Genomic DNA, 6,000 nt, shown 5'->3' on the forward strand with positions numbered 1-6,000 from the left:
TGCCGGCCGGCGACCAGCACCGCCACGCCTCGGGTTGCGAGCGGCGAATCACTGTTGGGGGAGTGGATTGCTCGTCAGCCACCGTCGGATGCGCGATGCGTCCTCACGGCGGCCCAACTGGTCGAGTAGCCTCGCTTGCAGCCCGAGCGCCGTGTGCAGGGGCGGAAGCGCCAGGGGCGTCGTGGTCGCTTCGGCCCTGTAGAGATCCACCGCTTCGCCCGCTGCCCGCAGCGCGGCGGAAGGCTCGCCCGAGTTGGTGCGGATGACGGCCAGCAGGGCCAGCGCGTCCGCCAGTGGTTGCCTGTGCAGAGGGCCGTCGAGCTGGATCAGGCGGCGGAGAACACTGATCGCTTCCTCAACGGCGACACGCGCTCGTGCTCGCAACTGCAACGCTGAGGCCAGAAGGGCCAGACCGAACAGCGAGGAGGCCAGGTGGGGTTCGTGAGCGACGAAATCCTCGCTGACCGCGCGGCGATTCAGCTGTACTGTCGCCTCGGCCAGGTGCAGGGCTTCAGCGTGTCGTCCCACCGCAGCCAATCGCGTCCTGAGAATGAGCAGAGCGGTGGTCAAGGGGCCTTGGTGCCGGCCTGTATCGCCCTGAGCCAGCTCGGTGAGGATGGTGACCGCCTCCTCCGAGGCGGCCAGAGCGTCGTCCTCCCGAGCCGCTTCGGACAGACGGATACTGAGGTTGGTAAGTGAAGCGGCCAGCTCGGGTTCGTACGGAGCCGGGTCGCTTCGAGCGAGACGACGCCGAATGTCCACGGCTTCGGCGGCAGGGGCGAGGGCCTGTGTGTGCTGGTCCGATTCCGCCAATCGTGTGCTCAGGGTGATCAAGGTGGTCGCGAGTCCTGCCTCGTGGGCGTCCGGGTTGATTCGCGCCAGTCGGCGGTAGCGTCCCTCTCCCTCCTGGGCTGAGAAGAGCGCTTCCGCTCGTCGGCCCAGCGCTGCCAGATGGGAGCTGAGACTGCACAGTGAGAAGGCGAGAGCGTGTTCGTGGGCGGTGGGGTTGTCCCGGGTCAGACGACGTCGGATCGCCACGGCTTCCTCATCGGCGGCCAGTGCCTCGACCCACTGTTTCGAACTGCCCAGAAAACTTCCCATGTTGCTGAGGGAAGTGGCCAGGGAGGGGTCGTGGGAGTGGGCTCCGTCCTTGCCTGCACGACGCAGGATGGTCACGGCCTGCCGTTCGTACTCCAGGGCCTGTCCCGTACGGCCTTGCCGTGCCAGTGTCATGCCCGCGATGGACAGTACCCCGGCCAGGGGCACCTGGTGGAGGTCCGCGTCCTGTTCGGCGAGACGCCGATAGACGCGCACCGAGCTTTCGGCAGCGCGGGTGGCCTCCGCATACCGTCCCGCGACCGTCAGCCAGACAGCCAGAGCGCCCAGTGAATTGGCGTGGACGAGATCGAATTCGTCGGGAGCCTTTGTCGCGCGTTCCTCATCTGCCCTTACCACTTGTTCGGCCAGACGCAGGGCCAGCGGACCGATGACGCGTGACCGGACGAGGAGTGCCGTCAGCGCCGTCCGAGCCGCCTCAGAGGTGACACCGGCGTCGCTGACGGCGGTGTGCACCGCCACGATCACCGCCTTGCCGTCCGCGGAACGACCGGCGTTTGAATGAGCGATGGCCGAGCGTGCCAGGACGGTGATGACCTGCGCCTGCTGGGCTGGAGCAGCGGCGGTCAGCAGGCCGGTCATGTTGACCGCACCTGACAGAAGGAGGCGCGAAGCGTGGTACTCCGCGATCGGGTCGGGCTGAAGTGAGCCCCAGAAGCGATCGGGCCCAGCTGGGTACAACGAGGTGAGCCAGGCGGCCGTCCGCGGTGCGATGCCGTCGGGCAAGCCGGGGATCGTGGCGACGACCCGGACGGCGTCCTCCTGAGCCGCTGCTCCGCACAGGACGGCGACAGCGACGGCTGCGGCCAGCAGCGGGGTGGGCAGCTCAAGCCTGAAGGACGGGGCGTGTGCGCTGTCCTGCCATAACCGCTCCTCGTGCTGGAGGAGGATGTCCTCGGCGGGCATGTCGAGGTTCCGGGCGGCGGGTGCCGGCCCGTTCTCCAGCAGCAGGACCAACGCCGTCAGTTGCAGGGCGAGGACGGTGTCGAAGCGAGGGAGGCTCAGGTCGTACGGGCATTCAAGGGTCCCGGCAAGGCTCCCCCAGTCGAACGGAGGGATGTTCGGGATGTGAGGCAGCAGCCGGGCGAAGTCCTTCACAGCGCGGCCGAAGGCGTCCGAGCGGTCCTGCTTCGGCAGCCCGCGAGGAAGGAGCGGAGCCAGTGGTGCCAGGCGGGCGGTGGTGAGCAGCATGCGCACCGCCGCGGTGGCTCCCAGCGCGTCGGTGCGCCACGGTCCGTCGGACCGGGCGATGAGCAGAACCCTCACACGGTGCCGGGACCGCTGGAGATGGCTGAGAAGCCGACGCAGCAGCCGCGGACGGGTTTCGGCGTAGTCGACGACGATGAGGAGGGGCAGAGCGGTATCCAGGGGGGAGAAAGCCGGTGGTGCGTCGAGGTCGGTGAAGTCGGAACGCAGATGCCCCGTGACCCAGCCTTCTTGACCGAGCGTATCGGCCAGGCGGCGGGCCAGACGGCTCTTGCCCTGCCCGCCGGGCCCGGTCAGAACCGCCACCGTCGGCGCCGACGGGCCGCCGCGGCACCAGTCGCTCAACTCGGTGAGTTCGTCGCCGCGCCCCTCGAAGGTGACGGCCTCCGCGTCGGCGCGCAGGAGGGCGGCGGGGGAGTAGAGAAGACGCAGGGGCGAGGCCGGAGTGAACAGGGCGGCGGTTTCCACGGGTTCCAGGACCGGCTTCCAGCCGGTGTGCCGGCTGACCAGCGCGGTGAAGCCGTTGTCGGCCACGAGCAAGGCGGCAGGCGTCGCGGTCAGGCGCGAGCCACCATCGGCCTGCCGGTCCTGCCGGATCACCCCGCAGAGCACATCCCCGTCTTCGGCGCCGGCGCCCAGTACGGCGGCTCCTGACATGCCGGCCCAGCGACTGGACTTCACGGAGGGCGGAGGCGTCAGCACGGGATGGACAGTGGAGAATTCGTAGCGGCGGGCCAGCCGGCCCGTGCCCGGAACGATGTGACCCGGAAGCTGCTCGTCCAGCCGAAGACCGCTGGCGGAGTCCTTCTGCATCCGTGGGAAACCGGCCGCGGTGACCGGATGAGGGCGGCTGCCGATGAGGTGGCCGAAACGCTGGGAGGGGCGAGTGTGCAGATCGGTCAGCGATTCGGGGACCCGCCACCTGTGCCCGTCGCCGGCATCTGTGTCGTCGATCTCCAGGAGCGCGGCATCCACCAAGTCGTCGGTACGCAGCCACCCCACGGTGGCCAGGGCCTCAGACGCATCATTCGTGTCGCTGCTGCCGGGGCGGCAGACGCTCACTGACCCGGGCGGACCAGCGACAGTGTGGCCCGCGGTCAACACCAGACGAGGCGCTATCAGATAGCCCGAAGAGAACGACGGCCGGGCTGCTGACCCAGCCCTGGCCACCCTGACCTGCACCAGACGTTCGAACTCCATAGAGGTCCCCCACTCGACGACGCCCGAGTTGTACGAGTCTTGTTCACTCCTCGTCACTTACGTCGACATCGCCACCGTCGAAACGGTGGGGCATCAACTGGACCGAGATCGTGTGCGTGGCCGTCGCCGCCCTTTCCCTTTTACCGCCCAGCGAAACGACATGAAAGCTGAGAGCACCGTCCGCGCCCCGGCTACGTGTCAGTTCCAAGCCCAGTTCCAGCGTCACCTCACCCAGAGTGAACAGCACGCCTCGATCTGCCCCGTCCGAGGATGCCTCCGGACGTGCGATACGCCGCTGTGCCTCGGCCACTTGAGCCCGCAGCAGCGTGATCGCGTCGGCGAGTTCCAGTCCTACGACATCGGTACCGGTCTTGCCTTCCACCGAGAAGCCCTCCCTGGCGGCGACTCAGCCGCCTGCTGTTGTACGCGCTCGACAGCATTCCTCGTATCTACCTATTAAATTGCATTTCAACAGCCCTGTCCGCGGAATGCCGTCGACCGGATTCACGAGGACACGAGCATGGACGGCTACGAGCAGGACGGACGGCAATGGCGGAGACTTCCGCGAGCTGCCCCACGCCTCCGAACTCCGGACCGAGACCTGTTTCGTGTACCTCTCAGCGCTTCGGCCGGTGGGGCGTTTCGTCAGGACGTGTGGTTTACCGCTGCTGGTCTTCGTGCCGTTGAGGACGTGGGCAGCGTTCCGGAAAGACCGCGACTGTCACGCGGAACCGAGACGAGTTCGGCCCCCGTGTCCACGCCGAGGCGGTCCGGGAGGGAGCGTCGCCATGGATGCCGCGGAGGGATACCGGACGGACAGTCTCAGCCGTCCGCCACAGCTCGACACCGGGGATGGGGCCGGGTCCGGACCGGACGGTACGCGGATGACCGCCGCCTGTTCCTCGCCCCTGGGCGATCCGACCCGCTGACCGACGATCCGGCCCTGGTGACCAGGGAGTGAGGAGCACCGATGGCTCAGGCCGAACCGACGCCGCCCGTCCTGCAGGACGATGCCGACTACCACCGGGCTTGGGCCGACAGCCGGCCCACCCTGAGCTGTGCCCTGTGGCAGGGCGCCGCCGACCTGGAGGACGCCCAGGGACGCAAGCTCGAACGGATCGCTGAACTGGCCGGAGTGCGCCCCGGCATGGACGTCCTGGACGTGGGGTGCGGTTTCGGAGCCATGCTCGATCACCTCGTCCAGCGCAGCGGGGCACGTTCCGCCCACGGCATCGACCCCGGCGAACATCAGTGTCGGGAGGTTCGACGGCGCGCGACGCCTGGGGTCACGGTCGACCGCGTGCCGTACGCGGCGTTCCGGCCGACTCGCCGGTACGACGCGGTGGTCAGTATCAGCACGCTCGAATACGTCACCGGCGCGTGGTCGCCGGAGCAGCACGAAGAAGTGGCCGCGCTGCGGGACTTCTTCCTGCGGGCACACGAGTGGACCAAGCCCGCCGCGGGGCTCGGCCTCGAAGTCATCGTCACCGGCCCGAAGGGACTGGACGCCGCGGCGCACGAGGAGGGAAAGAACCTGCTGGAGGAGGCAGCACAGCCCCCCGGCAAGCCTCCCGCTCTGCCGAACATCCTCACTGCCGCGCAGGGCCTCTGGGAGTTGCTGTCGGTACGGACCCACCGACAGGACTGGGTACGGACACTGGACGCGTGGCGCTCGCGGGCGACCGACGCGCGCGAGACCATCGGCGCCCGCTGGGGAGCACACGCGCACGACGCGACGATCCGCTACCTCGCACTGGAACGTGAGACGTTCAGCACGGGCCGCCTCTCCGTGGCCCACCTCGCTTTCCGCCGTACCGAGCAGGAGTGAGGCAACACCGCACGTGCGGTACGGAGGACAGCAGCGCCGACGACGTCGCGCCGGCCGTCCGCCCGGGACGGCGGCTTCCGCTTCCCGCAGCCGCTTTCAGGGCTCGTCATCGGCGTCCTGCTGTCACCCGAGGTAAGAGCGCAGCCGTTCAGCCGTGCCGCCGGAGATATTCAGGAGCGGGGAGGCCGTGGCCGGGCTAGCATCCGCAGTCGCCCTTCTTCCGGCCGCCACCGAGGGAATCCGCCCATGCCGCTTCGGCAGACCGTTTCCATCACGGAGTTTCCCGTTTCCGGCCGTGAGGCCGGGCCCTACGGAGTCGCTGCCGGACCGGACGGCGCATTGTGGTTCACCATCAGTTCCTCCGTTGGGTATCCCCGGCTTCAGCCGGGGCGGGATAACGGAACGGCGCGGAGCGGCGTTGTTCGGTGACGTCATGACAGAGGACGGCGCTGCCCCTCGATGTACTGACGGATGATCGACAGTGGCGCTCCGCCGCAGGACGCCGCGATATACGAGCGGGACCAGAAGACCGAACCCATCCCCGTCCGGTTGACGCGCCCGGTGTACTCGGCGCGCAGGTAGCGGGAGCTGACGCCCTTGAGGGAGTTGACCAGCTTCGACAGTGCGAGCTTGGACGGGTAGTGCACGAG

General features: G+C 68.5%; 4 protein-coding genes. 1 reads left to right on the top strand and 3 read right to left on the bottom strand.

The window, feature by feature from the left end; genetic code table 11:
* Positions 1–48 precede the first annotated feature (48 nt).
* Together UW392_RS05470 and UW392_RS05475 are read right to left on the bottom strand one after the other, a co-directional pair.
* Entirely contained in the window at positions 49–3,297 is a 3,249-nt protein-coding gene (locus UW392_RS05470; RefSeq protein ID WP_320773717.1) for a tetratricopeptide repeat protein, read from the bottom strand.
* Between the two features lie 268 nt (positions 3,298–3,565).
* Positions 3,566–3,904, bottom strand: coding sequence for a trypco2 family protein (locus tag UW392_RS05475; protein ID WP_320773718.1), 339 nt, complete (start codon positions 3,902–3,904; stop codon positions 3,566–3,568).
* Positions 3,905–4,492: 588 nt separating this feature from the next.
* Between UW392_RS05475 and UW392_RS05480 the strand changes: the two genes are divergently transcribed.
* Positions 4,493–5,350 (top strand): SAM-dependent methyltransferase, encoded by an 858-nt coding sequence (locus tag UW392_RS05480; RefSeq protein WP_320773719.1) that lies wholly within the window; start codon positions 4,493–4,495, stop codon positions 5,348–5,350.
* Positions 5,351–5,781: 431 nt separating this feature from the next.
* Here UW392_RS05480 and UW392_RS05490 read toward each other — a convergent pair.
* Positions 5,782–6,000 (bottom strand): transposase (locus UW392_RS05490; RefSeq protein ID WP_320773720.1); only part of this gene is annotated, 219 nt, incomplete at its 5' end.

This window comes from Streptomyces sp. CRN 30, from assembly GCF_034105845.1.